This window comes from uncultured Anaerotruncus sp. (assembly GCF_902490045.1).
Lineage (GTDB): Bacteria > Bacillota > Clostridia > Oscillospirales > Ruminococcaceae > Anaerotruncus.
The window spans coordinates 1-26,825 of sequence record NZ_CABUCJ010000025.1; the positions used below are offsets into that span (position 1 = coordinate 1).

The 26,825-nt window shown below is 65.9% G+C and carries 28 protein-coding genes; 4 read left to right on the forward strand and 24 right to left on the reverse strand.

Features of this window, described 5'->3' with window-relative positions:
- From RDM88_RS04475 to RDM88_RS04485, 3 genes are all read left to right on the forward strand, one after another.
- On the forward strand, positions 1-985 hold a 985-nt coding region (locus RDM88_RS04475), incomplete at its 5' end, for an alpha/beta hydrolase (RefSeq protein WP_374045412.1).
- Entirely contained in the window at positions 967-2,235 is a 1,269-nt protein-coding gene (locus tag RDM88_RS04480; RefSeq protein ID WP_308753654.1) for a hypothetical protein, read from the forward strand. The genes RDM88_RS04475 and RDM88_RS04480, both read left to right, overlap by 19 nt.
- Positions 2,236-2,241: 6 nt before the next feature.
- The gene (locus tag RDM88_RS04485) at positions 2,242-2,901 is read left to right on the forward strand and encodes a DUF6320 domain-containing protein (protein WP_308753656.1); all 660 of its coding nucleotides are present in this window, start codon (positions 2,242-2,244) and stop codon (positions 2,899-2,901) included.
- Between the two features lie 98 nt (positions 2,902-2,999).
- Here the strand turns inward: RDM88_RS04485 and RDM88_RS04490 are convergent, their stop codons facing one another.
- From RDM88_RS04490 to RDM88_RS04550, 13 genes are all read right to left on the reverse strand, one after another.
- A complete protein-coding gene (locus tag RDM88_RS04490; RefSeq protein ID WP_308753658.1) occupies positions 3,000-3,476 on the reverse strand; it encodes a hypothetical protein in 477 nt (158 codons plus the stop codon).
- Positions 3,473-4,693 (reverse strand): acyl-CoA reductase, encoded by a 1,221-nt coding sequence (locus tag RDM88_RS04495; RefSeq protein ID WP_308753660.1) that lies wholly within the window; start codon positions 4,691-4,693, stop codon positions 3,473-3,475. Before RDM88_RS04495 ends, RDM88_RS04490 begins: the two co-directional genes overlap by 4 nt.
- Positions 4,674-5,753, reverse strand: a complete 1,080-nt coding sequence (locus tag RDM88_RS04500; protein WP_308753662.1) for an acyl-protein synthetase — start codon at positions 5,751-5,753, stop codon at positions 4,674-4,676. The genes RDM88_RS04495 and RDM88_RS04500 overlap by 20 nt, the downstream gene beginning before the upstream one ends.
- The gene (locus tag RDM88_RS04505) at positions 5,750-7,072 is read right to left on the reverse strand and encodes an AMP-binding protein (protein WP_308753664.1); all 1,323 of its coding nucleotides are present in this window, start codon (positions 7,070-7,072) and stop codon (positions 5,750-5,752) included. Before RDM88_RS04505 ends, RDM88_RS04500 begins: the two co-directional genes overlap by 4 nt.
- 99 nt (positions 7,073-7,171) lie before the next feature.
- Positions 7,172-7,411, reverse strand: a complete 240-nt coding sequence (locus RDM88_RS04510; protein WP_101547996.1) for an acyl carrier protein — start codon at positions 7,409-7,411, stop codon at positions 7,172-7,174.
- A 54-nt stretch (positions 7,412-7,465) separates the two neighbouring features.
- Positions 7,466-8,761, reverse strand: coding sequence for an acetyl-CoA hydrolase/transferase C-terminal domain-containing protein (locus RDM88_RS04515; RefSeq protein ID WP_308753667.1), 1,296 nt, complete (start codon positions 8,759-8,761; stop codon positions 7,466-7,468).
- 9 nt (positions 8,762-8,770) lie between these two features.
- Positions 8,771-9,040: a hypothetical protein gene (locus RDM88_RS04520; protein ID WP_308753669.1), complete on the reverse strand. Its 270-nt coding sequence runs from the start codon at positions 9,038-9,040 to the stop codon at positions 8,771-8,773.
- Positions 9,037-9,327: a NifU family protein gene (locus tag RDM88_RS04525; protein WP_308753671.1), complete on the reverse strand. Its 291-nt coding sequence runs from the start codon at positions 9,325-9,327 to the stop codon at positions 9,037-9,039. Before RDM88_RS04525 ends, RDM88_RS04520 begins: the two co-directional genes overlap by 4 nt.
- Positions 9,328-9,355: 28 nt before the next feature.
- The gene (locus tag RDM88_RS04530) at positions 9,356-10,807 is read right to left on the reverse strand and encodes a 4-hydroxyphenylacetate 3-hydroxylase family protein (RefSeq protein ID WP_308753673.1); all 1,452 of its coding nucleotides are present in this window, start codon (positions 10,805-10,807) and stop codon (positions 9,356-9,358) included.
- 28 nt (positions 10,808-10,835) lie between these two features.
- Entirely contained in the window at positions 10,836-11,951 is a 1,116-nt protein-coding gene (locus RDM88_RS04535) for a 4-hydroxybutyrate dehydrogenase (RefSeq protein WP_308753675.1), read from the reverse strand.
- A gap of 115 nt (positions 11,952-12,066) precedes the next feature.
- Entirely contained in the window at positions 12,067-13,548 is a 1,482-nt protein-coding gene (locus RDM88_RS04540; RefSeq protein WP_308753677.1) for a hypothetical protein, read from the reverse strand.
- 402 nt (positions 13,549-13,950) lie between these two features.
- Positions 13,951-15,369, reverse strand: coding sequence for a sigma 54-interacting transcriptional regulator (locus tag RDM88_RS04545; protein WP_308753679.1), 1,419 nt, complete (start codon positions 15,367-15,369; stop codon positions 13,951-13,953).
- 21 nt (positions 15,370-15,390) lie between these two features.
- Positions 15,391-16,005: a hypothetical protein gene (locus RDM88_RS04550; RefSeq protein ID WP_308753681.1), complete on the reverse strand. Its 615-nt coding sequence runs from the start codon at positions 16,003-16,005 to the stop codon at positions 15,391-15,393.
- Positions 16,006-16,139: 134 nt separating this feature from the next.
- Between RDM88_RS04550 and RDM88_RS04555 the strand changes: the two genes are divergently transcribed.
- Positions 16,140-16,787 (forward strand): hypothetical protein, encoded by a 648-nt coding sequence (locus RDM88_RS04555; protein ID WP_308753682.1) that lies wholly within the window; start codon positions 16,140-16,142, stop codon positions 16,785-16,787.
- Positions 16,788-16,849: 62 nt separating this feature from the next.
- Here RDM88_RS04555 and RDM88_RS04560 read toward each other — a convergent pair whose 3' ends face one another.
- The 11 genes from RDM88_RS04560 to RDM88_RS04610 form a co-directional block, all read right to left on the reverse strand.
- Complete coding sequence (locus RDM88_RS04560) at positions 16,850-17,149, reverse strand: hypothetical protein (RefSeq protein ID WP_308753684.1); 300 nt, start codon at positions 17,147-17,149, stop codon at positions 16,850-16,852.
- 214 nt (positions 17,150-17,363) lie between these two features.
- A complete protein-coding gene (locus RDM88_RS04565; RefSeq protein WP_308753685.1) occupies positions 17,364-18,113 on the reverse strand; it encodes a 5-formyltetrahydrofolate cyclo-ligase in 750 nt (249 codons plus the stop codon).
- 12 nt (positions 18,114-18,125) lie between these two features.
- A complete protein-coding gene (locus RDM88_RS04570) occupies positions 18,126-19,151 on the reverse strand; it encodes an ADP-ribosylglycohydrolase family protein (protein ID WP_308753686.1) in 1,026 nt (341 codons plus the stop codon).
- An 18-nt stretch (positions 19,152-19,169) separates the two neighbouring features.
- The gene (locus RDM88_RS04575) at positions 19,170-20,102 is read right to left on the reverse strand and encodes a carbohydrate kinase family protein (protein WP_308753687.1); all 933 of its coding nucleotides are present in this window, start codon (positions 20,100-20,102) and stop codon (positions 19,170-19,172) included.
- 19 nt (positions 20,103-20,121) lie between these two features.
- Positions 20,122-20,907, reverse strand: a complete 786-nt coding sequence (locus tag RDM88_RS04580) for a BtpA/SgcQ family protein (RefSeq protein ID WP_308753688.1) — start codon at positions 20,905-20,907, stop codon at positions 20,122-20,124.
- Positions 20,908-20,909: 2 nt separating this feature from the next.
- Positions 20,910-21,893, reverse strand: a complete 984-nt coding sequence (locus RDM88_RS04585; protein WP_308753689.1) for an initiation factor 2 — start codon at positions 21,891-21,893, stop codon at positions 20,910-20,912.
- A gap of 27 nt (positions 21,894-21,920) precedes the next feature.
- Positions 21,921-22,829 carry an ABC transporter permease gene (locus RDM88_RS04590; protein WP_308753690.1) on the reverse strand — a complete coding sequence of 303 codons (909 nt, stop codon included), beginning with the start codon at positions 22,827-22,829 and terminating at the stop codon, positions 21,921-21,923.
- Positions 22,829-23,929: an ABC transporter permease gene (locus tag RDM88_RS04595; RefSeq protein WP_308753691.1), complete on the reverse strand. Its 1,101-nt coding sequence runs from the start codon at positions 23,927-23,929 to the stop codon at positions 22,829-22,831. Before RDM88_RS04595 ends, RDM88_RS04590 begins: the two co-directional genes overlap by 1 nt.
- Positions 23,901-25,454, reverse strand: coding sequence for an ABC transporter ATP-binding protein (locus tag RDM88_RS04600; RefSeq protein ID WP_308753692.1), 1,554 nt, complete (start codon positions 25,452-25,454; stop codon positions 23,901-23,903). Before RDM88_RS04600 ends, RDM88_RS04595 begins: the two co-directional genes overlap by 29 nt.
- A 59-nt stretch (positions 25,455-25,513) precedes the next feature.
- Positions 25,514-26,545 carry a BMP family ABC transporter substrate-binding protein gene (locus RDM88_RS04605; RefSeq protein WP_308753693.1) on the reverse strand — a complete coding sequence of 344 codons (1,032 nt, stop codon included), beginning with the start codon at positions 26,543-26,545 and terminating at the stop codon, positions 25,514-25,516.
- Between the two features lie 65 nt (positions 26,546-26,610).
- Positions 26,611-26,825 (reverse strand): hypothetical protein (locus RDM88_RS04610; protein ID WP_308753694.1); only part of this gene is annotated, 215 nt, incomplete at its 5' end.

Here is a 26,825-nt window from a genome sequence, read left to right on the forward strand (position 1 = left end):
TCCCCGCCGCCCATCCGGGCGGCAAAAAGGAGGAATTCCCATCGCAATCAACAAGGCCATGCGCGCCGCGCTCAAAGCCCTCTCCTATCCGGACATCGACATTCGCAAAACCTATCCGATCGAGCGTGCGCTGCGGGCGGCGGCGGGCAGGCCCGCCCTCTTCTATAAGCCGTGGGACCATGTGGTGCGCTGCGGCGACCATGACATCCCCGTGCGCATCTTCTCCCCCGAGACGGAGGGGGAACACGCCATCCTGCTTTTTTTCCATGGGGGCGGCTGGGTGACGGGCAACATCGACAGCTACGACAAGGTCTGCCGCAGCATGGCGAAGCTGACCGACCGTTCGGTTGTGTCGGTCGACTACCGCCTCGCACCGGAATACCGCTTTCCCGCCGCGCCCGAGGACTGCTACGCAGTCGCGCGGGAGATTTTCCTCGACCTGAGCCTCTTCGGGATGCGGGCCGACCAGATCACGCTGATCGGGGACAGCGCCGGGGCGAACCTCGCGGCGGCCGTCTCACTGATGGCGCGCGACCGCGGGGAATTCCTGCCGTGCAGCCAGATCCTCATCTACCCGGCCACGGCGGCCGACCATTCAGAGGATTCCCCCTTCCCGTCGGTGCGTGAAAACGGCACCGATTACCTGCTGACCTCCAGGCGCATCTGTGAATATATGGAGCTCTACCGCGGCGGTCCGGAGGACTGCCGGAACCCCTATTTCGCGCCGCTGGCGGCGGAGGATTTCTCCAACCAGCCGCGGACCCTCATCCTCACGGCCGAATATGACCCGCTGCGGGACGAGGGCGAGGCATACGGCGAGGCCCTCAAGCGCGCGGGCGTCCCGGTTGAGATGCACCGCATCCCCGACGCGCTCCACGGCTTTTTCTCCTTGCCGCCCCGCTTTGCGCAGGTGCGGAAGGCCTACGGTTACATCAACCGCTTTTTAGACGAGGTGAGCCATTCGGCATGTCAAGACAATCCTTAAAATGGAGCCGCCTGGATAACGCGGCCAAAATATTTCCCTCGACGAGCAGCAAGCGGGACCCCAAGGTCTTCCGCTTTGCCTGCGAGCTCTGCGAGCCGGTGGACCCGGAGGTTCTCCGGAGTGCGCTCGACCGCACCCTTGAAAAGTTCCCGCCGTTTCGCTCGGTGCTGCGGCGGGGGCTCTTCTGGTATTTCCTCGAGCAGAGCGACCTTGCGCCCGAGGTGACGGAGGAATCCGGTCCGCCCTGTTCCCCTCTCTATGACCCGCGCCGGCGGGGTTTGCTCTTCGCGGTCACCTGGTACCGCTGCCGCATCAACCTCGAGGTCTACCACGCGCTGACCGACGGTTCGGGCGCGCTGCAGTTTCTGCGCGCGCTTGTCTACGACTACCTGCTGCTGCGCCATCCGGACGCCTTCACCCACAGCCCGCCCGCGCTCGATTTCGACGCCTCCCGCTCGGAGCGGGAGGACGACAGCTTCCGCAAGCACTACGTCCCCGAGAAGAAAGGGCGCGGGGAAAAGGCCCCCCGCGCCTACCACATGAAGGGCGCGCGGCTGCCTGGCGGCCGTATCCGGGTCGTGGAGGGGACGCTGCCCGCCGGGGAGGTCGCCGCCAGGTCGAAGGAGCTGGGGGTGAGCATGACCGTCTTTCTGACGGCGGTGCTGCTCACCGCCGTTGCGGGCGAGATGCCCGCGCGGGAGCGCAGCCGCCGGCCGGTCGTGGCCGCGGTGCCCGTCAACCTGCGCAACTACTTTGAATCGGAGTCGGTCCGCAACTTCTTCGGGGTCTTCACCGCCGGGTACCACTTCCAGAACGGCTGGGCCTTCGACGAGGTGCTCGCCGCGGTGAAGGCCTCCTTCGCGCGGGAGCTCACCGCCGACCGGCTCGCCCGCCGCATGAACCGGCTGGCCGCGCTCGAACACAACCCCGTCGTCCGCGTGATGCCGCTGGCGGTCAAAGATCCGGTGCTGCGGCTGTCCGGCTGGATCGCCGCGCGCGGGGAGACGACCTCCCTCTCCAACCTCGGGCGGATCACGATGCCCGCCGCCTGCGCGCCCTTCATCCGGAACTTCGACGTGTTCATCAGCGCGCAGCGGCTCCAGATGTGCATGTGCTCCTACGGGGACCGGCTCATGCTGAGCCTCACCTCCCCCTTCGTGAGCACCGACGTGCCCAAGCGGTTCTTCCGGATCCTCACCAACATGGGGCTTCCGGTCGAAATCAGCACAAATCCCGTCAGCGAGGAGTGAGCATCCATGCGTTACTGTGAAAAATGCCGGGTTTCGGTCCGCGACAGCCGGGAGGACTGCCCGCTCTGCCAGGGCCCCCTCTCGGGGGAACCGGAGCCCTGCGTCTTCCCGGAGCTGCCCGACGAGCGTCCGCCCTACCACCTGCTCATCCGCGGCATGGTTTTCCTGTCGATCGCGGCCGTGGTCGTCTGCTTCGCCGTCAACACCCTCGTGCCCTCCAGCTCGTGGTGGGCCCTCTTTGTCGCGGCGGGCATCGCCTGCATGTGGGTCTGCCTCTGGTCGGTCATCCGCCAGCGCAACAACATCCCCAAGAACATCCTCTGGCTCGTCTTCTGGCTGTCGCTGCTCGCCGTACTCTGGGACGTTTTTACCGGCTGGCACCGCTGGTCGCTCAACTATGTCGTCCCCAGCCTCTGCGTCTTTGCCATGGCCGGGATGGCGGTGATCGCCCGCGTGCTCCATCTGCGCGTCGAGGACTTCTTCATCTACCTGATCATCGACGGGCTGTTCGGCGTCGTCCCCATCCTGTTTTTGCTCTTCCGGTGGGTGACCGTCGTCTACCCCTCGGTGGTCTGCGTCGCCTGCAGCCTGCTTTCGCTCGCCGCGATCCTCTCCTTTGAGGGGGAGCGTATGCGCGCCGAATGGAAAAAACGAATGCACCTGTAAGCCGCCCGCTCGGCGCAGGACAGGGAAAAGGCCGCCCATTCGGGCGGCCTTTTCCTGCAGGAAGACACATGGCTGTGAGGTCAATCAAATAAAAAGCGTCAGCAGCAGCCGACCAGCCGGTCCTTGAAGCCCGGCCGCTTGCGCAGCGTCCTGGTGATCTCGCAGAAGAAGAGGACGGTCTCCTTTTCGGGCTCCTCCGCTCCGCGCATGCACACACTGCGGCAGAGAAAGACGGTATCCGCCTCCTCGCAGTAGGGGACGCCGTCCTCCCGCGCAGCGGTCAGGCCGACCGCGTCGAGCGTCCCGTATTTGGCGAGGGCGTCCAGGCTGTCGCGAAAGGCGGGCTTGTCGAAAAAGCTGACCGAGCAGCTCCCGCCCGCCTCGAGCAGGCCGCACACCCGCGAATCCCGCGGCAGGAAGAGGAAGGCACACGGCCTGCCCGCGAAGACGCCGAACGCCCCCTGGGGCGCGGAAACGGCGTCGCCGTTTTCCCCGGCGGCGATGACCGCCGGATTGTCCGGGAGGGTGAACGGGTTCTGTTCCAGCTCCCGGGCCTTTTTATCGTAAAATTTCATGTGGGTTCCTCCTTTAAGGATGCTTCGCACACGGCGGCGCGGGAGAGCCTGCGGATGAGGTCCACCCCGTCCCATGTGAGGGAAAACTCCAGCGCGCGCCCGATCGGGACCATCCGGTCCGCTCCCTTGGGGCGGTTTGTCCGCAGGAAGGCACGAAAGGCCTCCGGCTTTACACCGTAATGGGTGATCGTCTGGCACTTCTCGCCGCAGATGGGCGAAAGCGCGTCGAGGGAGGCCGCCGCCGTCTCTAGGAAAAAGCCGCCGCCCGGATGCGCTTCCATCGCGGCGGGCGTGAGCGCGGGCAGCCCCACCCGCACGAGCAGGTTCCCCTCGGTAAGCAGCCGCGCGCCGGGGCAGTCCGCCGCGATGCGGCAGAACGCCTCCCGCTTCGCGACGGCGAGCGCGGCGGGCCAGTCGTATTCCGCGGCCGCGATCGCTTCGACGCGCGGCCAGAAATCCGCCCGGGCCTCCCCCTCCCGCTCCCCGAGCCATAATACCGCGCGCGGGGCGGCGCAGGAGCGCTGGTCGTTCAAATAGGTGTCGTTGTAGAACGCCCGGGCGAGCGCGTCCCGGTCCGCGCGGGCGAGGTAGGCGCCGCTCTCGACGACGCACGCCGACCAGCGGTCGGCAAAGCAGATTTCCGCCGCGCGCGGCTTCATCGGGAAGGCGCGCACCCGGCGGACCGTCTCGTCCCCGCCCCAGACGATCCGCGCGTCGCAGAGCGCGGAGAGCGCCCCGGTGAGGCCGCTTTCACGCGGATAGCGCAGGCAGACGGCATAGGGCCGCAGGTCGGAAAACGCGCCTGTGAGAAGCTCCTCCAGCGCGGCGCAGACAAGCGCCGCCTGCGGGAAGGGCTCGGAGGGCAGCCGCACCGCGTTCGCGTTGCCCGCGAGCAGGCCGGCCGCCAGCGAATAGGCGAAGTTGAGGGGCACGTTGCCCGGCGCGATGTGGAACGCCATCCCCCTCCCCAGGCGGAGCGTCCCGTCGAGGTAGGGCTTTTGCCGCTCCTCCATGGCGGCGCGCCGGCCCCAGAAGGCAAGCGCGGCCAGATCGGGAAACCGCCGCGCCTCCGGGCGGGAGAGCAGCGCCTTTGAAAGCGCGTCAAAGAGGTCGAGGACGCGGGGCGAAAAGGGTTCGAGCGGCAGCGCCCCGGGCATCGCCTCGAGCGCCGCCGCGTCCCCTACTGGGAAGGCCGCGTCAGCCGTGTTCAGCCGCATAGGTATCGCTGCACCCCCTCAGCTCGGCGGCCCTGAGCCGCCCGAGCACCGCAAAATATTTGCCCCGCCGCCCGCAGGGGCAGCCGTCCTCCCCGAGCAGCACCCCCCGGTCCTCGGTGAGCAGGCTGTGCCCCGGATAGGATTCCGGCAGGACCGACTGCACCTGCAAAATCCCCTCCTCCCCCGCTTCGCAGAGGGAGAAGTCGGACGCGCGGCGCACGAAGAGGTCGGAAAAGGCGCTCACATGCAGGTGCCCCCGCTCGCACGCCATGAAGATCGACCCCGTCTGCTCCGCCATGCCGTAGTAGTCGTGCGCCCGGCGCAGGCCGAACCCCTCCGCCAGCCGGCGGCGGAATTCCTCCGGTCCGACCGCGCGGTCGGCGAGCGTCTTCCAGCCGCCGCCGTGGATAAGCACGCCGTTTTGGAAGTCCCAGGCGCGGCCGCTCCCCGCGAGCGCCTCGAAGAACTGCCAGGCGAGAAAGGTAAAGCCGAAGAGCAGAAACGGTTTTTCGCCGTATCTTTCGAGGAACGCGGACACCGCGTCAAAATCGGGGCGCATGTCGTCGCCGAGCGCCCACGTCCGCCCGCGCCCGAAGCTGGCAAACCCCGCCACCCCCGCCGCGCGCGCCGTGAACCGGCCGCCGCGCAGCACCGAGGGACAGTCGATCACGAGCATCGGCAGGCGGTCGGGCCCGATGAAGTCGGAGACGATCGCCGCCAGCGCGCGGCGCTGGCCGTCGGCCGTCGGGCCGTCAAGACAGATCCTCGAGGGGACCTGCCCCGAGGTCCCCGACGAGGTCACGACCCGCGCCACCTCCCCGGGCGGCACGCTGCAGAGATCGAGGGTCTTGAAGAGCCCCACCGGCAGGAATGGGAATTCCTCCGGCGCGCGCGCGGCCTCCGGGTCGAAGCCGAGCGCGTCCAGGATGTTCCGGTAGGGCGCGCACCGCCGCCGGTGGGAGCGCGTCAGCTCCGCGAGCGTCGCTGTAAAGGCCGCTTCCTTTTCAGCGGGCGCAAGCCCGAAGGGCGGGGCCTCCCACAGCCGGTCCGCCGCGCTCACGGCTGTTCCTCCAGCTCGCGGTAGAGGATTTTGCCCGCGCCGCTGCGCGGGATCTCCCGCACATAACGCGCGCGGACCGCCCGCCGCCGCACCCCCAGAAGCTCCGCGAGCCGGTCCGCCGCCGCCTCGGTCAGCGCGGGGTCGGTCAGGCAGACGCAGAGCGCGTCGTCCCTGCCAAAGCAGGCGCAGTCCACGCCGGGGAACTGCTCCTTCACGAGCCGTTCGCACCCGTCGAGGCTCACCCGGCTCCCGAAGAGCTTGATGAACCGCTTTTTGCGCCCCACGATCGTGTAGAACCCCTCCTCGTCGCGCGCGGCCATGTCGCCGGTCAGCAGCACGCCGCGCCGCTCGTCCCCCTTCGCGAGGTCGGCGGCGCACTCGGCGTAGCCCATTGTGACATTGTCCCCCTCATAGCAAAGCTCCCCCACCCTCCCGGGCGCGGAGATTTCCGATCCGTCCACGTCAAGCAGGGTGAACTTTCCGCCGGGGATCGCGATCCCCATGCAGCCGCGCTTTTCGAGCGCGCGCTCCCAGGGCAGGTAGCCCATCCGCGCGGTGGCCTCGGTCTGCCCGTACATGACGTAAAACCGCTTGCCACGCGCGTCGGCATAGCGCGCGCAAATTTCATGCAGCTCGGGCGGCAGCTTGCCGCCCGCCTGCGTAAAATAGCGGAGGCTCGGCAGCTCCATGCCGAAGAAGCCGACCCGCTTCAGAATTTCATAGGTGTAGGGCACGCCGCCGAAACTCGTCGCCTCCCTCTCCCGGAAGAGCCGCCAGAACTCCGGCTCCACGACGCTGCGCCCGGTCAGGATGAGCGACGCGCCCGCGAGCAGGTGGCTCTGGACGATCGACAGCCCGTAGGTGTAGTTCATCGGCAGCGTCGTGATCGCGCGCTCCCCCTCCCCGATTTCGAGGTAGCGGACGATGGCGCGCGCGTTCGACTCGATGTTGCGGCGGCTCTGGCGCACGAGCTTGGGGCTGCCCGTCGACCCGGAGGTCGTCAGCAGCAGCGCGAGGTCGGGATGCATGGCGGGCGGGGCCTCCCCCGTCCCGAGCAGCGCGTACCCCTCGAGCGAGAGAAGGCGTTCCATCCTGGAAAAGCTCCCCGCCATCCGCTCGGGCAGCCAGAGGAAGCCGGGCCGGTAGGTCTCCAGCAGGCCGTCGAGCAGCTCCCGGTGCATCCCCGCGTCGAGCAGGAGCGGCACCGCGCCGCCCGAGAGCATCCCCGCGTAGCCGCAGAGCGCCCCGTAGCTGTTTTCACAGAGCGAAAAGACGAGCGGCCGCCCCGGCGTGCGGCGACGCGGCCCGCGTCGGCGCACAGGCGCCCGTAGGAGTAGACCTCTCCCCCCTCCCCCCAGGCGGCGGGGCGGGCGGGCGGCCTTTCGTCAATCCCAAAGATCATGGCGCGCCCTCCTCAGTCAGAATGTGACGCCGTATTTCCCCAGGATCTCCTTGCCCCGCTCGTAGGTGTTGAGCGCCATCACGTCGGGGGACGAGATCGAGATGTCGAACGCCTCCTCAAGCCGGACGACCAGGTCCATGTGCCCGACCGAATCCCAGTTCTCGTTGCGGCGGTAGACGAGCGATTCACCCAGCTCCTCTTTTTTGACGCCGAGCGCCTGCACGAAGGCCCGGTCGTATTTCTCCAGATTGGTCATGGAATTGCCTCCCCTTTTAAAAAAGCCCGTATGCAGGCCATACGGGCTTTTTTCTCAGAATTTGCAGTGGAACCGGCTCTCGTATTCCTCGACGAGCGCCGGGCGCGCGTCGGGGTGCGCGACGCCGATCAGCTCGCGCGCGCGTTCCCGGAGGGTCTTGCGCTTGAGCTGCGCGACGCCGTATTCGGTGACCACATAGTCCACGTCGTACCGCGAGGTCGTCACCGCCGCGCCGTGATCGATGAAGGAGACCACCTTGGACACGCCGCCCTTCGCGGTCGCGGGCATCGCCATGATCGTGCGGCCGCCCTTCGACATGTTCGCGCCGCGCACGAAGTCCACCTGGCCGCCGACGCCCGAAATCTGCTTGAGGCCCACCGAGGTGGAAACCACCTGGCCCATCAGGTCCACCTGCACGCAGGAGTTGATCGAGACGAGGTTGTCGTTCTGGCAGATGACGCGCGGGTCGTTGACGTAGTCGACCGGGAGCATCTCGACCTCGGGGTTGTTGTCCACGTAGTCGTAGAGGCGGCGGGTGCCCATCAGGAAGGTGGCGACGCTGCGGCCGCGGTGGATGTTCTTGCGTCTGTTGGTGATGACGCCCGCCTCGACGAGCTCGACCACGCCGTCGGAGAACATCTCCGAGTGGATGCCGAGGTCGTTTTTCTCCTTGAGGAAGAGGAGGACCGCGTCGGGGATCGCGCCGATGCCGAGCTGGAGGCAGTCGCCGTCCCGCACGAGGGAGGCCACGTTCTCGCCGATCGCGCGCTCCACCTCGGTGATCTTCGGCGGGGCCAGCTCGATGACGGGGGTGTCCGCCTCGACGATGCAGTCGATGTCCTTCACGTGGATGAAGCTGTCGCCCAGCGTGCGGGGCATGTTCCGGTTGATCTGCGCGATCACGAGGTCGGCGCACTCGGCCGCGGGCTTCGTGTAGTCGACCGAGACGCCGTAGCTGCAATAGCCGTGCTCATCCGGTGGGGAGAGCTGGAGCAGTACGACGTTCGGATGCAGGCGGGTGCGGAAGAGGTCGGGGATCTCGGAGAAGAAGACCGGGGTGAAGTCCCCGCGGCCCTCCGCGATCGCCTTGCGGGTGGTGCCGCCGAGGAAGAGGCTGTTGTGCCGGAAATTCTCCGCGTATTCGGGCTGGCAGTACTCCGCCTTGCCCATGGCCACCATGTGGACGACCTCCACATCGCGGTAGGCGGCCGCATTTCTCACCATCGCGTCGGAGAGGAGGGTCGATTCGCCCGTCGCGTGGGTCACGACGACGCGGTCGCCCGATTTGATCCGCTTCACCGCCTCATCCGCAGTGGTGAGCTTCTGCCTGTAAAGTTCCTTCCAATCCATGGTGCGCTGTCACTCCTTATCACTCTGCGCCGCGAGCAGCGGGCGCAGGAGCCTGTCATAGTCGTCCGGGCACGTCAGCACGACGGCGCCCAGCCGCGCGGGAAACCCGGCGCGTGACGCGCACGCAGCCGGGCATCCGCAGATGATCACGGCGACGTCCGCCGGCTCCTCCGGGCGGACGATCCGCGCGCCGGGGAAATCGGCGCGCAGCCGCTCTGCCAGTTCGGTTCGTTCATAGCGCGGGTTGCAGCCCCCGCAGTATTTCACCGCGACGGTCATCCGTGCCTGCGCGCCATCAGTTCCCGCGCCTCGGCCAGAAGCCCGTCGCTCACGCCGCCCAGAAGCAGCACCTGGCTGACCTCCGGGACCTGGGCGCGCACCTCCTCCGCCACGAGCATCTGCGCCGTCAGCGACGCCGAGGGGCAGCCGGCGCACTGCCCGATGAGGCGCACGCGCAGCACGCCCTCCCCGTCGCAGTCCACCAGCTCGATATCCCCCTGGTGCAGCGCCAGCTGCGGGCGCACCCGTTCGTCGAGGACCCGTTCGATCCTGTTTACAAGCTCCATACGCCGTTCCCCCAGCATGACCGATTGATTATTCGGTGATATGGGCGATCTTCTTCGCCAGCTTCTTCTTCATCGCGAGGTTGCCCTGGCGCGAAATCATGATGCGCTGCGCCTGCGGCGAGCCCGCGCCGTGCATCGACTCGGTGCGGTAGCCGACCGCCGCCGTGCCGAGCGAGAGGTTCTCGATGAGCCGCAGGATGCGTAGACGGTTCTCGGTGGAGACGTCCGCCACGCCGCGCAGATATTTGTCGACATAGGGTCCGAGCTTGTCGTCGCGGAAGTCGGCCTCGCTGGGCGCGGTGACCATGAGCCCGCCCGCGATGTCCTCCGCCAGCCGCACGATCTCATACGGGAAGCGGGTGACGTTCTGCTTGCAGACGTTGGCGAGCAGCAGGTCGATGATGTAGTTGCCGCTCTCGGTCGGGTGGCCCTCGGCCGAGCAGGCGATGCCGCAGCAGTAGAGGGTCTCGTTGAGATGGGTCATCTCGATGAGCTTATCCTTGATGTGGCTGGCGCGCGCCGCGCCGTTGTAGTCGGCCGCGACCGCCGCCGCGCCGATGAGCACGTCGCCCACGCCGACCTTGCAGCCGCCGTAGCTCTGGCGGTGGTAGCCCGCGAACCGCTCGACGAGCATGCCCGCGTACTCCGCCTCGCCGCACATGAAGATGCGGTCGTTGGGGACGAAGACGTTGTCGAACACGACAAGAGCCTCGACGCCGCCGAACTCGGCGTTGCCGACATCCATCTCGCTGCCCTCCCGCTTGCGGGTGTCGCAGCTCTGGCGGCCGATGACCATGAAGATGCCCTTGGTGTCCACCGGCACCGCGAAGGAAACCGCGTAGTCGCTGTCGTCCGGGCCCATCGAGCAGGTCGGCATGACGATGACCTCGTGGGAGTTGATGATGCCCGTCTGGTGCGCCTTGGCGCCGCGCACGACGATGCCGTCCGGACGGCGCTCGACGATGTGCAGGTACATGTCGGGGTCGGCCTGCGCGTGCGGCGCGAGCCCGCGGTCGCCCTTCGGGTCTGTCATCGCGCCGTCCACCGTCAGGTCGTTCTCCTGGCAGTAGAACATGAAGTTCTTGAAGTTCTCAAAGTAGTGGGTGCCGTATTTCTGGTCCATCTCGTAGGTGGTGGAGTACTCGGCGTTGAACGCGTCCATCCCCACGCAGCGCTGGAAGCAGGCCGCGGTCTGCTGGCCGAGCAGGCGCTGCATCTTGACCTTCTTGATGAGGTCCTCGGTGCTGCGGTGGATGTGGGTGAAGCGGTTGATGCGCTTGCCCGTCTCGGGGGATACCGCCGTCATGATGTCCTCATACTCGGGCAGCTGCGCGAGATCGTAGGTCATGCGCACCGAGTTGAGGGAGGGGCGCAGGATGGGGTCGTCCACCGGATTCTCCACCCGTTTGCCGAACATGTAAATTTCCATATTGAGTTTGCGGATACTCTCGATATATTCTTCGCCCGTCATAAGTGCCATTGCCCTTGTTCCTCCCTTTGATCGGAGCTCAATAGAGCTCCCCGTAAATTTTGCGGACCCGTTCCGCGTCGAGCGGCACGAAATTGTTGCCCATCAGGCGGCCCTGCGTGGTCATGACCGCCTCGGTGAAGGTGTCGAGATCCTGCACCGTCACGCCGTATTCATGCAGCGCCTTCTTGGGCAGCACCTGGTTCAGAAGCTCCTCGAGCTTGTCGTAGACCTCGCTCACGCCGCAACCGAGCAGGCCGGCCAGGTATTCGTTCATCACCGCGATCTCGCCGTCCTGCCTGATCTCCATGTAGTTTTTCAGCACGCCGGTGAACATCGCGTAGTTGCTCTCCCCGTGGGGCACGTGGTAGGTGCCGCCGAGCGGGTAGCTCATCGCGTGCACCGCGGCGCAGCCGGCGGTCCCGAACGCGAGGCCCGCGTAGTTGGAAGCGATCAGGAAATCCTCCATCAGGCCGCCGAGGACCTCCCGGCCCTCCTTCACCAGCTTCTGGTAGCCGCGGATGATCATCTCGATCGCCTTGTAGCCGTACAGCTTGGTGTAGGCGGTCGCCTTGGGCGACAGGCTCGACTCGACCGCGTGCACGAGCGCGTCGATCGAGCTGGTGGCGAACACGCCGAACGGCAGGCTGCTCAGAAGCTCGGGCACGAGCACCGCCGCGTCCGCGAACATCTTCTCGCTCGCAAGGCCCATCTTGGTGCCGATGCGGGTGCGGTTGACGATCGAAATGTTGGTGACCTCGCTGCCCGTGCCGCAGGTCGTCGGCACGATGACCAGCTCATGGCGCTTTTCGAGGTTCGCGACGTTGTCGTACAGCGCGTCGACGGGGCCGCCGTCCGAAACCGCCAGCACCTTCGCGATGTCGATGACCGTGCCGCCGCCGATCGCGATGATCCGCTTGCAGCCCGTCTTGACCGCGTCCGCCGCGATCGCGTCGACCATGACGTCGGTCGGCTCGCCCGCGCCGTATTTCTCCTGGAAGATCGTATGTACCGGCAGGTTCAGCTTCCCGAAATAGGGGTTGAAAATGTACTCGTTCGTCAGCACAAGGTCGTTTTCGCCCAGCTTGAACGCCTCCGCGAACTCCGCGCAGCTTTCGAATTTGTGCAGTTCCGGTTTCACGATAATCAATTTCATCTTGTGCGCTCCTTTTCCATTTTACGGATAACGAGGGAAAACAGAGCCGATCTTTTCAGTTCAGCCCTGTTTTCCCGTGTGGCCGACGAAAGATGCGGCACCCCGTCAAGGGATGTTACGCCGCCGTAGCCTTTCTGTTTTTGAAGCGGATAACCGTCTCGCTGCCTTCGACGACAGCCCAGACGATGATGCCGACGAGCAGCGCCTGCGCGGGGGTGAAGAAGGTCAGCGCCGCAGCGATGACGCAGGCGATGCCGCGCTCGTTGGCGGTGGTGGCCATGCGCATGCCGATGTTGCCGCAGGCGAAGCACTGGACCGCCATCGTGATGCCGAAGAAGATGGCGAACGCCGGCTTGATGAGGGTGACGAGCGGCAGGATCATAACCGCGATCACAGTGGACGCGCGGAAGGTGCAGACGCCGCCCCAGTATGTACGCATGGTCTTGTAGCCGCGTTTGTAGCGCTCGGTGATCGTCAGCAGGCCGGAAGCCCACAGCGGGCCGCACATCGGGACCCAGGGGGCGAAGACGGACATGATCGCGTTACGCAGGAAGCTGACGAGGTTGGAGCGGCCGGCGTCGAAGATGACGATTTCGTCCGGGCGGGCCGCCGTGGCCTCCGCGACGACCTCTTTCGCGAGGACGAAGTCGGAGAACGCGATGATGTAGGTGGTCAGCGCCGAGGGGATCGCCGCGAGGAAGAAGCTCATCTCGGGGAAGCCGATTCCGAAGATGGTGAAGTGCTCCATCACGAAGCCGAAGCTGAGCGGGGTAAGTCCCCACTGGATCTGGGGCATCGGGATTTCACGCAGCAGGATGGGCGCGAGGATGATCGCGAAGAGCTGCGCCGGGACGACGCCCTGGTTGCGAACCAGCCTCCAGAAGTTCGAGGTCCTTGCCTTGCGCTCGAAGGAGGGGTTGAACAGGAACAGGTAGGACAGCAGGCAGGCGATGGCGACCGTCCAAGGGGCCGCGGGCATCCTGGCCTGGAAGACGTTGATGCCCGCCGTGATGCCGGCGCCGAGCACGATGCCGGCCTTGATGGACATCGGGACACATTCGACCAGCTTGCGGCCGATGCCGGTCGCGCCCATGATCAGGAAGCAGAGGGCGACGAGCATCTGCAGTGCAATCATTGCCTTGATTCGGTCGACGTTGCCGGTGGCGTAGTCGGGAAGGCTCCACTGCTCGAGGAACTTCAGCGTCAGCGGAAGCGCCGGGGTGATCCAGCCGGGGACCACGGGGTCGCCCAGCAGGGAGGGCAGATAGTAGCAGACCGCGTTGAGCACGCCGAAGGTCAGCGCCATCAGGAACGCGCCGTTTTCGGTGAGGCCCAGGGCGGCGATGTTCGCCGGCTCATTGAGGCCGAAGGTGGTCATCGTGGTGGTGACGCCCGCGCCCAGGCAGGCGACGCCGAGGAACATGGCGGCGGCACACTCGGTCCACTGCCACTCATGGTGGATCAGGGGAATACGGATTTTGAACGGGCCAAATTTGATACCGGGCTGTTCCTCACCATAGCCGCGTTTCTTAAGCGGGAACTTTTCGGTCATGAAGCCCTCTGGGACAACGTTGGTCTTTTCAGTTGTCTCGGTCACTGACAATCTCCTCCTTTTGTCTCTTTCGGGACGCCGCCGGGCCGGCGCGCGCATGTTCGGCCCCGAGGCGCCCCACAATGGACACAAAACAGCCTCGCACAATCTTGCCGCTGTGCGCCTGTCTTTTCATGCCTATTATATCGGTTCCAGAAGCAAAAGTAAATGAAAAAAGTCCGTTTTATGAAAAGATTGTGAATGTTGTTTTATTTTTAACACGTCGTTTTATGCAATTTTGTTGTGCGTTTTTTACAAAGATTCGCGGCGAAAATCAGTCGTTATATATGAAAATCCCCCATTCTGTTGCAAAACAGCAACGGAATGGGGGATTTCCCCGCGGAAAACAAGCCTTATTTCCCGGAAATTTTGATGCAAAACTGCAACATCACTCAAAACTGCAACAAATCACTGCCCGTCCCGCTTCCGCCGGCGCACGAAGGTGGAGGGGTCGAGCCCCAGGCTTTTGGCCGCGTCCCGGACGTTCCCGAACCGCGCGTAGGCCCGGTCGAGGTAGCTGCGCTCCACCTGCCGCAGGATCGCGCGCAGGTCGACCGGCTCGGTCAGCTCGGCCAGATCCTCCTCCTCCAGCCGGATCTCGTCCGAGATCGGCAGGTCCTCCAGCTCGATCGGGTTGCGTCCGCTGAGCACGATCGTCCGCTCAACGACGTTGTGCAGCTCGCGCACGTTGCCCGGCCAGTCGTAGCTTTTGAGCCCCAAAAGCGCGGTCTGGGAGAACTTCTTCTTCATATTGTACTTCTTGTTGAGCTCGGACGCGAAGAACTGCACGAAGGGGATGATGTCCTCCCGCCGCTTTCGCAGCGGCGGCACCTCGACCGGCAGGGCGTTGAGGCAGTAGAAGAACTCCTCCCGCAGCTTCTTTTCGGAGGCAAGCTGCTCAAGGTCGCGGGAGGTCGACGCGAGCACGCGCGCGTCGACCCGGACCGGGTCGGGCGAGCCCACCCGGGTGATCGTCTTTTCGTGGATGAGGCTGCAGACCTTCATCTGGATGTCGGGGGGCAGCTCGCCCACCTCGTTGAGAAAGATCGTGCCGCCGCTGCCCGTCTCAAAGAGGCCGGGACGCACCTCCCCGTCCCGCGCCACGCCGAAGAGCTCCTCGTTCATCGTCTCGGGCGGGATCGCCCCGCAGCTCACGGTGACGAACTTCCCCTTTTTGCGGGCGGATTTGGAGTGGATGTACTTGGCGAGCGTGCTTTTGCCGACCCCGCGCTCCCCCACGATGAGTACCGTCGCGTCGAGCGGCGCGAGCTTGTCCGCCGTGCGGATCGTCGCGATCGTCGCCTCGTCGACGGCGATCAGGTCCGGGCGGCTCCCCAGCCGGCGGCGCATCGCCTCCAGCTCGTCGCGGTACTGCTTGGACTGCGCCCAGCTCTCCTCGAGCTGGCCCTTGAGGTCGTACATCTCGGTCACGTCGCGCACGTTGGTGACGACCATCACGATGTTGTTGTCCTGATCGAAGGTCGGCGTCGAGGTGATGATCGCGCGCCGGCCCGTCTTAAAGGTCTGCTCGAGCGTCACCGAGGTGCCCGCCTCGATCGCGAGCAGGGTGCCCGAGCGGGAGATGACCCCCGTCGTCTCGAGGGTGCGCATATCCTTGCCGAGCACCTCCCCGCGGTGCAGGCCGCTGATCGCCTCGTAGCTCTTGTTGATCATGAGCGTCACCGCGTTTCCGTCGGTGATGTAGATGCCGTCGAAGGAGGATTCGATGATCGCCTCGAGGCGGTCGCGCTCCATCAGGATGTCGCGCGGGTCGTCCCCCTCGGGGCGGCGCGACGGGATCAGGTAGGTTCTTTCCCTCCGTGACAAGCCGGTCCCCTCCCCTCTTTGCTATCTGCCGCGGGCGGGACGCTTTTTCTCCCGCTCGGCCGCCTCGCGCGCCGCGAGGTCATAGTGCTTGCTGAGGCTGGAGAACTGCTCCCCCGCCCCGCCGGTGATCCGGCGCAGCAGGACCATGCGGTCGTCCCCCTGGTCCCGGAGAAAGCTGTCGAACGCCTGCTTGTCCGCCAGGGTGCGGATGTTTTCCAGATGCTCGCTCGCCGTCAGGAAGGTGCGCGCCTTCAGAAAGAGGGCGGCGATCGGCTCGCGGAATTGGCTGTTCATCCGGCGGTGCTTTCCGCAGCGGTTTTCGATCTCGAGCATCGCGTTCATCATCTCGTCGTAGAGCTTGACCACCTTGCCGCCGCCCGCGCGCCCGATGACCTCACGGATCGCCTCCGGCTGCTCCCCGAGCGGGAGCGCGCGCACCGTGTCCCCCTCCCCGCGCTCGACCGCGAGCTCCCCTGCGGGCGGGCGGGCGGAGACGTGGTTGGAGATCTTTACATAGGCGAACGCGAACCTGTCCACCGCTTCGCGCAGGCCGTGCTGCTGCTTTTTGCTGAAATAGAAGCAGAGCACGATCGCCACAATCATGACGGCATAGCCGATCCGGATGAAAATTTCCATGCTGTATCCCCTCAAATCAATTCGTCGTTGGGCCCTCGCGGACCTTTCCGGGGCTTGCGCAACCCCGGCGGGTGTGGTATGCTTTTGGAAGCAACGCGGCCGGGGCCCCCGGCCGGATAAGGAGTGGTCCTTCCATGAAAAACGTCAGCGGCACCCGTTCCCGGCCCGTCGTCTCCACCGCGCTCTTTCTCGCGGCCGTCCTCGGACAGGCCTGGTTCTGGCGCAAACTGCTCTTCGGCGGCTCCCTCGCCGGGCAGCCGCCCGCCCTCTATGCCGAGCTGGCCTTCCTGGCCGTCATCCTGGCGCTCGCCCTGCTCACCGCGCGCCCGCGCGGGCTGGGCGGGAAAAAGCGGTGCGCCGCCGCCCTCGCGGGCTTCGCGGTCTATGCCGTCTTCAACCTCGTCAACATCCGGCAGTTCGCCGCCTTCAACCTGTCGGCCTCCGACTCCGCCTATGAGAGCCTCGGCCCCGCGCTCGTGGCGCTCAAGCTCTTCCTCGTGCTGGCGGGCGTCATCGCCGCCATGCCGGTCGCGCCCGCGCCCGACGGGCGCGAATACGCCGACCGCCTCATGACCGCCGCCCAGCGCCAGAGCGCCGAGTGGGCGAAGGCGGGCGCGAAGGGCGCGCAGAAGGACCTGCAGAAGACGATCGACAGCCTCCGGGGACAGCTCTCCGCCGAGGAGCTCGCCGAGCTGCTGAAGGACCTCCAGGGCGAGAAGGCGGGCGCCGCGGACAAGCCGTCCGGCGCGCAGGCCCCCGCCGGAGAGGCCCCGCGGGAATAGCCGTCCTGAGAAGAGACGATCCGCGCCGTTTTACGGCGCGGATTTTTTGCGCCTTCGGGGCGTCACCTGGGGCCGCGCCCCTGCTCCTCCATGCTTTTGGCGTCCCGCTCGCTGCGCCGGAAGGCGACCCCCACGCAGGCGAGCACCAGCAGGTTCGCAAGCCAGATGCCCCAGTTGTAGACCGCGACCGAGCGCACCAGGTTGATGAGCACCGTCACGATCGCCGCGACGTAGTAGATCCGGCTGAGCAGCAGGGAGGATTTCCCCGTCTTCGCCGTGATGATGAGATTCGCCGCGAACGCCAGCAGAATGAACGCCACCCCTCCAAAAACAAGATAGAGCGCGTAATCGACCCAAGCCATTGCGTTTCCCCTTTTCCTTTGTTTATCGTGGGCGCACCCACGGTTTGCCCGCGGCGGACCGCCGCGGAATCACTTCCAGTATAAACGAAAATTCCCCCGGTGACAACCCGCTTTCCAAAACCGGCGCAAAATCCCCCGGGCAGATGGAAGGGGCGGCCGCTTTTTAGCGGCCGCCCCTTCCGATGCTGGCGCCCCGCCCGAGGAGACGGCGGGGCTATTTGCAGTGGATTTCGCACCAGAGCTCCTGGATGGGCGGGATCTTCTCCCGCATACCGGGCGCAAGCAGGCTCCAGAGAATCCCCTTGGTGGGCTTGGGGAACTCGTTGCGGGTCTTGATGACGCGGGTGGGGGTGACGATGTAGTCGATCGCCGTGTCGTAAATCCGCACCTCGACGTCCACGTCGACGACCTGGCAGTCGTGCCCGACCGCGAAGACGGGGGTGTCGGTGTCCACGACCCCCTTGGTGTAAAACATCGCCCATTCGAGGTCGAAGTAGCCGTGCCCCTTGCCGAAGCGGATGCCGCTCGGCGTGATGGCCGACGCGCCCGTCACGAGCATGTCGATGTGCCCGATCTTCTCGGCGATCTCCTTCAGGGTGATGAACTTCCAGTACCGCTGCACGCCGTCGAGGGTGGAGGCGAGCTCCTCCTTGCCCTCGGGCACGCTGCCAGGCGCGATGAGGAAGACCCCCCGCTCGATGCCGTAGTTGGTCATGAGGATCGTCTTTTTGTCGCGGATCGCCCGCTCCCGAAGCGCCTCGAGGTTGTTGTCGGGGGTGATGAAGACGACCTTGCTGTTTTTATAAATCTCCGTCGCGCAGAGGTTCTCCGCGCAGAGATCGCTTCCCTCGTAGTCCGCGATGAACTCGCTGAACTTCCAGCTGAAGCGGGAATCGGGGCGGGCCACCTTGCGCAGCTCCTCCCAGATCAGCGGGCGCGCCGCCTGCGCATCCATCTTTTCCATCCGTCGGCCTCCTTAATTCCGGGCGGCGCAGGCCGCCATCTCGTGGGCGAGCGACCGCAGGTCGAAATGATTGGCCGCCTCGATTGTGTCATAATAATAGGAGTCGTAGGCCGGGGCGCCGTTCAGGGCCCCGACGATATAGCCCGCCATCGCCGCCACCGTGTCGGTGTCGTTGCCGATGTTGACCGCCGAGAAAATCGTCTCGAGCGGGTGGCCGTTGGTGGACATGACGAGCCCGAAGACGCAGGGCACCGCCTCGGAGACGTGCAGGCCCGCGCCGACGATATCGCCCAATTCGATCATCGCGCGCTCGTAGTCGCCGCAGTAGCGCAGCCCGATCTCCGCCGCGAGGGCGATGCGCTTTTCGACCGACGGGCCCGCCAGCTTCTTGGCGAAGCCGCGCGCCAGCCGCATCCCCTCCCGCGCGCCGTAGAGGCCCGCGTTCACAACGTCGACGGCGTTTTTCCCCTCGACCATCGCGCAGCTCACCGCCGCCGCGATCGCGCAGCCGCCCGAGATGGCCAGGTCGTTGTCGTGGGTGACGCGGATGATCGTCACCGCGTCCGCCACCGCGCGGTCGAGGTCCCCCGGATGGAGCATCCCGACCGGGCCGATCTTCATGCCCGCGCCGTTGGTCGCCTTGGCGTTGTCGCAGGCGAGGAAGCTGTAGCTCTCGGCGGGCGCCTCCCCCTTGAGGCGGGCGATGCCCGCGCGGGTGGTCGGCCCGGCGTAGTTGTCAAAATACTCGGGGTGCTCCGACCAGGTCAGCACCGAACGCTCGGCGACCCCCCGGTCGATCTTCCCGCCGTTTTTGACGATCTCCCGCGCCGTGTAGTAGGCGAGGGAAAAGTCGTCGGTGACATAACCCGCCACGGCCCCACGCGCAAAGGTATCCTCCGGCGCCTGGCGGAACTCCCGCACATAGCCGCCGAATTTCTCCCTGATCAGTTCGGGGGTGCGGGTCTCGGTCGCGGCGCCCATCGCGTCTCCGATCGCGCCGCCGAGCAGCGAACCCAAAATTCTCTCTTCCACTGTCATCTGTCGCACTCCTTCCATCTAGTCCTGATCTGAAAAGCGGATACCCTGCGCGCGCAGGAACCGTTCCGCCGCCGCCTCGTCCGCGAGCCCCGTCCTGGAGCCCACCTGCTGGATCTGGATCGCGGCGGCGGCCGTGGCGAGCCACGCACACCGCTCGAGGGGGTATTCCCTGGCGAGGCAGGAGACGAACACCGCGTTGAAGGTGTCCCCCGCCCCGGTGGTGTCCTTCACCGGCACCCGGAAGGCCGGCACCGCGAAATGCGCCTCCTTCGTAAAGACCTCGCAGCCCGCCGCGCCCCGCGTCACAACGACGATCTCGGGGCCCTGCGCGAGCATCTCCCTCGCCCCGCGTTCAAGGTCCCGGTGCCCGACGTAGCAGGCCAGGCCCTCCTCGTTGGGGAAGACGATGTAGGCGAGGGAAAGCGTCTCCGCCTTCTGCCCGGGGGTCATCCGCTCTGACTCCGGCTCGAAGTCGAGGGAGACGCGCACCCCGCGCTTTTTGGCCTCGCGGCCCACCGGCAGCACGAGGTGCGGGTAGGTGCCGATCATATGCACGTATTTGGCTTCGGCCAGATAGTCGAAATCCACCTCCTCGGGGTAGGGGGAGATCGCCCCCGTCTGGCAGATGGACATGGATTTTTCCCCGCTCGCGTCGAGGTTGGTCACTGTGAAATAGGTGTCCTCCCCCGGCCGCACGATGCTGTGGGAAATATCCACTCCCCGCCGCTCGAGGTCCCCGAGGGTCAGCCTGCCGAAGTCGTCCTCCCCCACCGAGACGACCGCGCCGCACTTCGCGCCGAACGCGGCCGCCGCCGAGAGGTAGTTCGCGACCATGCCGCCGGGGAATTTCCCCAGCATCTGGCCGAGCACCTTCTCGTCGTGCCCGGGGATGTGGTCCACCTTGAGCATGATGTCGATGTCCGCGTCGCCGACGCCGATGATGTCGAACATGCCGCCGCCTCCTTTCCGTCTATGCCCGCGCCCGCTCGACCTGCTCCATATAGCGGCGCGCGCGGTCGGGGTTCACGGGGTTGAGCAAATCTCCGTCCTTGATCCACGCGCCCACGCACACCCCGTCGAACTGCTGGAGCAGCTCATAGACGTTGTCGCCCGTCGACCCGCCGCCGAGGATGATGGGGGCATCCCCCACCTTCGGGCGCGTCCGCCCGACCAGCTCGAGGCTCTCCCGCGCGTTTCTGCCGCAGAGGAAAAGCCCGTCCGCGAAGCACTGGCAGACCGCGTCGAACGCCGCGTCCTCCACCGCCTTGGGGCAGATCTGCACCGCGTGCGGCTCGTAGACGTCCGCATAAATGGGCATTTTGGAGCCGAGCTTGCGCTTGAGCTGGGTGATCTTCACGCACTGCCCCTGCAGGATGCCCGCGGAGGTCACCTCCGCGCCGACGTAGGCGTGCTCGACGCGGACGAAGTCCGCGCCCGCCGCCTCCGCCACCGCGAGGGAGGCGCAGCCGTCCCAGATCATCAGCACGCCGAGGATCTGGCCCGGGAATTCCCGCCGGATCGCGCCCGCGAGGTGGGTCATGTAGGCGACCGCCTCGATCGGGGACTCCTCCAGCAGGGGGATGTCGTTGAAGTTCTGGAGGATCACGCCGTCATAGCCGTAACGGTCGAAGACGGCGACCTCCTCAAGCAGCCTGTCGGTGATCGTGCCGATGCTCTCCCCGCCGTAGCGGTAGCTGCCCGGCAGGGCGAGCGGCTGGGCCATGCCGATGGCGATCTTTTCTTTTCCGCGGAACATCGTCAGCCCTCCCCTTCGATCTTCGCGATGTACTCCCGGCTCATGCCGAACATCGCAGCCGGCGGGATGACCCCCAGCTCGGTGATGTAGCCGGTGATCTCCGCCGGCCCGACGATCGCGAGGTCGGGGCAGCAGAAGTCGGTTTTCTCCCGCATCTCCTCCGGCCAGGCGGACGCGAGGTTCTTTTCGAGGTCGCGGCCGAGCTCCTTCTTGCGCCGCCCCTCGATCCCCCGCATATTGACCTTGATCATCGCGGTCGGCACATAGAGGGGCTTGCCGAAGCGCGCGCAGAGGATGGCGACGAGGTCGGAGCCCACCGTGTTGGCGGCGCTGCCGTCGGGGAAGAAGGTCTCCGCCCCGATGAACGCCACGTCCGCCCTGCGGGTGAAGGCGGCCATCGCCGCGTCGGGGAAGAAGACGGGGCTGTGCCCCAGCTTCAGCGCGTTCACCACGAAGGGGCGGCCCCCGTCGAGCGCGCGGCTCTCGGGGACGTAGACGGTCATCTTTTTGCCGTGCTCGGCGGCCGTCTCCATCATCGCGTTGACCGTGCTCGAATAGTCGAAGACGAGCATCGAGGAGAGGTCCTCCAGCACGTTCCAGCCGTATTCCTTGATCTTGACGATCCAGCCGGCCGACATCGCCTCATAGGTTTCATGCGCCTTCAGAAGGAATTCCCGCGTCCGCTCCAGCGGCTCGGAGGCGCAGGCGTCCAGCCCCCTGGTCATGATCCGCATGGCGGTCAAAATCGCGTGGCTCGACTCCCCGCGCAGCTCGCCGAAGAATGCCGAGAGCTCCTTCACCCGCGCGACCAGCTCCGCCGAACCGAGCCCGCGTGCCGGGGCATTTTCCGCCAGGTCCCGGTACATCCGGCCGATCCCGTAGATGTTCGGGCTCGCGCCCAGCTTGCGCGTCAGCACGATGTCGTCAAAATGTTCCGCGCCCTCCGGGGACAGCCATTCCCGCAGGCGCTCCGCTCTGTTATCCATTCTTACCTCCGTCCGGTACCGGCGCGCTTACGCGTCGATATCCGCATGTTTTGCTTTCTTGATGTTCGCCACAAAGAGCACGAGGATCGTCGCCGCATAGGGCAGCGTCATGACGATCTGCGAGGGCACGCCCATGTTCTGGAACCCGATGGTCAGCGCGTCCGCGTAGGCGAAGAGCAGGCAGGAGAGCGCGACCTTCACGGGGTTGCCCTTGCCCACCATGATCGCCGCCACCGCGAGGAAGCCCCGCCCGGCCGACATGTTCTCCGCGAACATCGACACGCCGCACAGCGGCAGGAACGCCCCCGCCAGCCCCACGAACACCCCCGTGATGAGGGTCGCGATCCAGCGGTAGCCGAGCACGTTCACGCCCGCGGTCTGGGAGGCCTTCTCGTTGATGCCGACCCCGCGCACCCGCAGGCCGAAGGGGGTCTTGTACATGACGACGGCCGCCGCCGCCACAAAGATGAGCGCGAAATAGACGAGCACGTTCTGGTGGTTGAGGACCGCGTCGAGGTAGGGCAGCCGCAGGAAGGGGATGTCCAGCGCGGGGAAGCTCTGGATGTTGTTGTCGATGAACGCCCCGCGCGTGCCGAACACGGTCGTCAGCAGCAGCGTCGTAAAGCCCCACGCGCCGCTGTTGAGCGCGATGCTCACGACGAGGCCGTTGGAGCCGAGGTGGAAGACGAAGAACCCGAACACCGCCGAGAAGACGAGCCCCGTCAGGATCCCGGCGAGCGCGCCCACGTAGGGGCTGCGGGTGAGGTAGCTGCCGAGCGTCGCGAAGAAGGCGGCGCTGAGCATGAAGCTTTCGAGCGCGATGTTGAAGACGCCGGCGCGGTCCCCGAAGGAGCCGCCCACCGCGGCGAGGATGAGGGGGGTGGCCAGCCGGAACATGGCGGCCAGCGTCACGGTACTGAACATGACCTCCAGCATCAGGCGGCACCTCCCTTCTGTACGGCGCGGCGCCCGAAGCGGGCGCGGAAAAAGGCGTAAATCTTCTTGTAGTCGATCGTGACAAAGAGGACGAAGAGCGCCTGGATCAGCACGACCGTCAGGCGGTTGGTGTTGGTGACGCGCTCCATGTGCAGCGCGCCCGCCTTCAGGACGCCCCAGAGGATCGAGACGAAGAGCACGCCGAAGGGGCTGTTCTTCGCGATCATCGAGATCATGATGCCGTCCCAGCCGAGGTTGTTGCTGAAGCGGGAGACGAACCGCCCGTGCGAGCCGAGCACCTCCACGCCGCCGCACAGCCCCGCGATGAATCCGGAGATGAGGAAGATCGACAGGAAGGTGCGCACGACGTTGACGCCGCCCACCTTGGAAAAGCGCAGGTTCTCGCCCACCTGCCGCAGCTCGTAGCCCTTGATCGTGTAGCGGTAGATAAACGCCACCACGATCACCACCGCGACCGCCACGAAGATGCCCGCGTTGGCGTAGGTGCCCTTGATGAGCACCGGCAGCTTGGCCGTCTCGTAGACGGGCGGGGTCTGCAGGGCGTTGGAGGCGGTGCTCGACGAGGCGCCGATCACCAGCACGGTGAAATACTCGGTCAGCAGGATGGCGATGTAGTTGAGCATGAGGGTGGTGATCATCTCGTCGATGCGGAAGAAGAGCTTGAGCACCGCCGGGATGAGCGCGTAGAGCAGTCCGCACAGCCCGCCCACCAGCAGGCAGAAGAGCACGTGCACAACCGGCGGGAGCTGGACCAGAAAGCCCGCCATGGCGGCGGCGAAGCCGCCGAAATAGATCTGCCCCTCAATGCCGAGGTTGTTGACGCCCGACTTGAAGGCGACGACCGCGGCCATCCCCGTCATGACGCAGGGGATGATCCAGCGGATGGTGTTCCCGATTTCGATGCGCCCGCCCAGCGCCCCCGACCAGATGGCCGACAGCGCCCGGACCGGGTCCTCCCCCTGGAAGGAGATGAGCCCCGCGCCGATCAGCATGACCGCCGCGAAGGCGAGCAGGTATTTGACAATCTCTGATTTCTTGTCCGCGAACGCCCTAAGCGCCGCGCTTGCGGCCGCTTTCATCCGCAGTCCCTCCTCCCGCCATGAGCAGGCCGATCTCCTGCTCGGTCAGTTCGCCCGCGTTCCCGCCGTCGAAGAGCCGGCCGTCGTACATGACGACGATCCGGTCGGAAAGCTCCATGACCTCGTTGAGCTCGTGGCTCACGAGCAGGATGCCGACCCCTTCGGACGCCAGCTGGATGATCTTTTTCCAGATGAACTCGATCGCGCCGATGTCGATCCCGCGGGTGGGATCCTCGACGATCAGCAGCTTGTTTTCCTGTAAAAATTCCCGGCCGACGATCAGCTTCTGGATATTGCCGCCCGAGAGGGTGCGCACCTTCGTCTCCAGCGTCGGGGTCTTGACGGCGAACTGCCGCACGACCTGTCCGGAAAAGGCGTCGATCTCCTTTCGGTCGAGCAGGAGCCGGCGCTTGAAGCCGTGGGCGATGTGGTAGCCCATGATGGCGTTCTGCCAGATGCTGCCCTCCACGTTCGCGCCCTCGCCCATGCGGTCCTGGGGCACGTAGCCGACGCCGAGGCAGCGGCGTTCGCGGCAGCTTTTCGCGGTGATGTCCGCGCCCTCGAAGAGCACCTGCCCCTGCTGCGCAGCGCGCAGGCCGAAGAGCGCCTCGACCAGCTCCTTCTGTCCCGAGCCGGCCACGCCCGCCACGCCGACGATCTCCCCGGCGCGCACCGCGAGGTCGACCCCCTTGACGCGCTCGTTGCCGTCGTTGTCCCTGACGTGCAGGCCCTTCACCTCGAGCACGGGGGCCGCCACCTGCTTTTCCACCTTCTGGGCGGTGAGGATGACCTCCCGGCCGACCATCAGGCTGGCAAGCGCGGCCTCGTCCACCTCCTCGGGGCGGACGCTGCCGGTGACCTCCCCGTTTTTGAGGACGGTGATGTAGTCGGAGATCTCCATGACCTCCTTTAGCTTATGGGTGATGAAGAGGACCGTCTTGCCCGTCCCCACCAGAAAGCGGATCGCGTCGAAGAGCCCCTCGATCCCCTGCGGGGTCAAAACGGAGGTCGGCTCGTCGAGGATGATGATGTCCGCGCCCTTGTAGAGCACCTTGACGATCTCCACCTGCTGGAGCACCGCGACCGCCAGGCCCTTGACCTTCTCGTCGAGCGGGATGTTGAAATGGTAGGTGCGGCAGATCTCCTCGATGGCCGCGCGGGTCTTTTTGCGGTCGATGAAGACGCCGCCCCGGCGCTTCTCGAAGCCCATCATGATGTTGTCGAGCACCGTCAGGTCGGGGAAGAGCATGAACTCCTGGTAGACCATGCCGATGCCGTGGGCGCAGGCGTCCATCGGCCCCTTGAAAACGACCTTCTCGCCGTTCAGGAGGATGTCGCCGGCGTCCGCCTGGTAGATGTCGGAGATGATGTTCATCAGGGTGCTTTTGCCGGCGCCGTTCTCCCCGATGATCGCATGGACCGTCCCGCGCCGCACCTTGAGGTCGATGTTCTTATTCGCGGCGAGGGCGCCAAAATTCTTGCAGATGCCCCGCAGCTCCAATACGACTGGCTGCTCCGTTTTCACTGTTCCACCTCCGGTCAGCAGCCGGGAGGGTTTCCCCTCCCGGCGATCGCTTCATTAGACTATTTGGCGAAGATGTCCACCTTGCCGGTCTTGATGTCGTCGACGAGCTGGGAAACCTCGGTCTGGAGCTCCGCGGGGAGCTTGTCGAAGTCGCGCTGGTCGTAGACGCGGGAGCCGGTCTTGATGCCCATTTCCACGCGGCCCGCGGTGAACTTGCCCTCGAGGAACTCCTTGCCGGTCTGGTAGACCGCGCCGTCGATGTCCTTGAGCGCGCTCCAGAAGACGCAGGGATCCACGTCGCCCTGCCACTCGTCGACGCCGATGCACTTGATGCCGGCCTCGCCGCACGCCTTGATAACGCCCATGCCCGACTGGTTGGCCGACTGGAAGATCACGTCCACGCCGCGGTCAATGATGATCTTGGCGGTCTCCTGGCCCTTGACGGGGTCGCTCGGGTCGCCGGTGAAGGCGGATTCCACGACGATGTCGGGGTTGGCGTATTTGGCGCCCGCGGTGTAGCCGTCGCGGAAGCGGGTGATGGTCGGGTGGTCGGTGTGGCCGATCCAGCCGAGCTTGCCCGACTCGGTGGTCTTCGCCGCGACGAAGCCCGCGATGAAGGAGGCCTCATACGGGTCCACGAGAAGGTTGGCGCAGTTGGGCTCGCTGTTTTCCATCTCGCAGTCGATCAGGTAGAACTTGGTGTCGGGGAACTCGTCCGCCACGTCGAGCACGACCTCGTTGACGGTGTCGAACATCGCGTAGATCGGGTTCGCGCCGAGCTGCGCCATCGCGCGGATCTGCTCGGGGTACTCCGCCTTGTCCATCGCCTCGACCATCTTGATGTCCATGCCCTCCTCGGCCTCGAGCTTCTCAAAGCCGAGCCAGGTCAGGTCGGTGAAGGGCGCGCCCTTGGGCACCTCGGTGATCAGGCAGGTCAGCGGCTTTTTGCCGTCGTCCGCCGGAGCGGCCGCCTGCGAATCTTCCGCGTTCCCCGACGGGGCGGCCGCCGGGCTTCCGCCGCACGCCGCCAGGCTCACAAGCAGCGTAAGGGCCATCAACAGGGCGAATGTGGATTTCCAAATCTTTTTCATCATGTTTCCTCCCATAATCAGATGGTTTCTATCTCTCCCGCCCGAAGGGGACGGGAAATCGACGATCAATCCGCGGACGCTTCCTCCGCGAGGCGTTCGAGCGGGCAGCCGCTCAGGGCGTTCAGATCCGCGAGGCACCCCTCGGGGAAGAGGGCCAGCCCGCCGAAGGCCCCGGCCAGGCAGCCCGCGACCGCAGCGGACGCGGAGGGGCTTTTGGCGAAGACGGTGCGGCGGAGCAGTCCCGGCAGGTCGCCGCAGGCCGCCAGCCCGAAGGCGAAGG

Excerpts from the sequence above, each read along its gene's own strand:
- RDM88_RS04530 (WP_308753673.1), bottom strand. The coding sequence starts at position 10,807 with ATGGCACTTATGACGGGCGAAGAATATATCGAGAGTATCCGCAAACTC.
- RDM88_RS04525 (WP_308753671.1), bottom strand. The coding sequence starts at position 9,327 with ATGGAGCTTGTAAACAGGATCGAACGGGTCCTCGACGAACGGGTGCGC.
- RDM88_RS04490 (WP_308753658.1), bottom strand. The coding sequence starts at position 3,476 with ATGAAATTTTACGATAAAAAGGCCCGGGAGCTGGAACAGAACCCGTTC.
- RDM88_RS04480 (WP_308753654.1), top strand. The coding sequence starts at position 967 with ATGTCAAGACAATCCTTAAAATGGAGCCGCCTGGATAACGCGGCCAAA.
- RDM88_RS04585 (WP_308753689.1), bottom strand. The coding sequence starts at position 21,893 with ATGGATAACAGAGCGGAGCGCCTGCGGGAATGGCTGTCCCCGGAGGGC.
- RDM88_RS04590 (WP_308753690.1), bottom strand. The coding sequence starts at position 22,829 with ATGCTGGAGGTCATGTTCAGTACCGTGACGCTGGCCGCCATGTTCCGG.
- RDM88_RS04595 (WP_308753691.1), bottom strand. The coding sequence starts at position 23,929 with ATGAAAGCGGCCGCAAGCGCGGCGCTTAGGGCGTTCGCGGACAAGAAA.
- RDM88_RS04560 (WP_308753684.1), bottom strand. The coding sequence starts at position 17,149 with ATGGCTTGGGTCGATTACGCGCTCTATCTTGTTTTTGGAGGGGTGGCG.
- RDM88_RS04485 (WP_308753656.1), top strand. The coding sequence starts at position 2,242 with ATGCGTTACTGTGAAAAATGCCGGGTTTCGGTCCGCGACAGCCGGGAG.
- RDM88_RS04570 (WP_308753686.1), bottom strand. The coding sequence starts at position 19,151 with ATGACAGTGGAAGAGAGAATTTTGGGTTCGCTGCTCGGCGGCGCGATC.
- RDM88_RS04575 (WP_308753687.1), bottom strand. The coding sequence starts at position 20,102 with ATGTTCGACATCATCGGCGTCGGCGACGCGGACATCGACATCATGCTC.
- RDM88_RS04555 (WP_308753682.1), top strand. The coding sequence starts at position 16,140 with ATGAAAAACGTCAGCGGCACCCGTTCCCGGCCCGTCGTCTCCACCGCG.
- RDM88_RS04495 (WP_308753660.1), bottom strand. The coding sequence starts at position 4,693 with ATGCGGCTGAACACGGCTGACGCGGCCTTCCCAGTAGGGGACGCGGCG.
- RDM88_RS04605 (WP_308753693.1), bottom strand. The coding sequence starts at position 26,545 with ATGAAAAAGATTTGGAAATCCACATTCGCCCTGTTGATGGCCCTTACG.
- RDM88_RS04565 (WP_308753685.1), bottom strand. The coding sequence starts at position 18,113 with ATGGAAAAGATGGATGCGCAGGCGGCGCGCCCGCTGATCTGGGAGGAG.
- RDM88_RS04515 (WP_308753667.1), bottom strand. The coding sequence starts at position 8,761 with ATGGATTGGAAGGAACTTTACAGGCAGAAGCTCACCACTGCGGATGAG.
- RDM88_RS04535 (WP_308753675.1), bottom strand. The coding sequence starts at position 11,951 with ATGAAATTGATTATCGTGAAACCGGAACTGCACAAATTCGAAAGCTGC.
- RDM88_RS04550 (WP_308753681.1), bottom strand. The coding sequence starts at position 16,005 with ATGGAAATTTTCATCCGGATCGGCTATGCCGTCATGATTGTGGCGATC.
- RDM88_RS04520 (WP_308753669.1), bottom strand. The coding sequence starts at position 9,040 with ATGACCGTCGCGGTGAAATACTGCGGGGGCTGCAACCCGCGCTATGAA.
- RDM88_RS04510 (WP_101547996.1), bottom strand. The coding sequence starts at position 7,411 with ATGACCAATCTGGAGAAATACGACCGGGCCTTCGTGCAGGCGCTCGGC.
- RDM88_RS04580 (WP_308753688.1), bottom strand. The coding sequence starts at position 20,907 with ATGTTCCGCGGAAAAGAAAAGATCGCCATCGGCATGGCCCAGCCGCTC.